We start from the raw sequence: 420 nt of genomic DNA on the forward strand, positions 1-420 counted from the left end.
TTTGGCGTATTTTTCGGTACCAAACCGCATCTGAAGATTTTCCTGCCCCGATGACAGGGCCACCGCATCTTCGCCGGTGTGCATGATCACCATGCCGGGATGGCGCTGCGGTGTGACAGGTGCGGCGGCCGGTACCACCTCTTTCACCGTCCAGAACGGATGATCTTCCGGGATCGCCAGCGGCAGGAAAGCCTTGAACGCCCAGTATGGCGAACCGGCCGAATTATAGCTCTCGGACATCAGCAAATTCGGATAGCCGAAGCCGATCGACAGAATACCGTCGCGATTGGTCATCGGTTTGTCCCGCCACCAGCGCAGATGCTGCAGGCAGAGATGCTTGACCTCGCCCCACGGAAGCGCTTCCAGATCCGCAAACGCAAGCGCCGACCAGAAGCCTGCGCAGGCGAAACGGTAGGTGAG

At 59.5% G+C, this 420-nt stretch carries 1 protein-coding gene; it reads right to left on the reverse strand.

Features of this window, described 5'->3' with window-relative positions; all coding sequences use genetic code 11:
- Positions 1–420: DUF2264 domain-containing protein (locus SB764_RS38420; protein ID WP_410866522.1), on the reverse strand; the 420-nt coding region annotated here is incomplete at both ends.

It is taken from the genome of Paraburkholderia sp. SIMBA_027, from assembly GCF_046535315.1.
GTDB lineage: Bacteria > Pseudomonadota > Gammaproteobacteria > Burkholderiales > Burkholderiaceae > Paraburkholderia > Paraburkholderia tropica.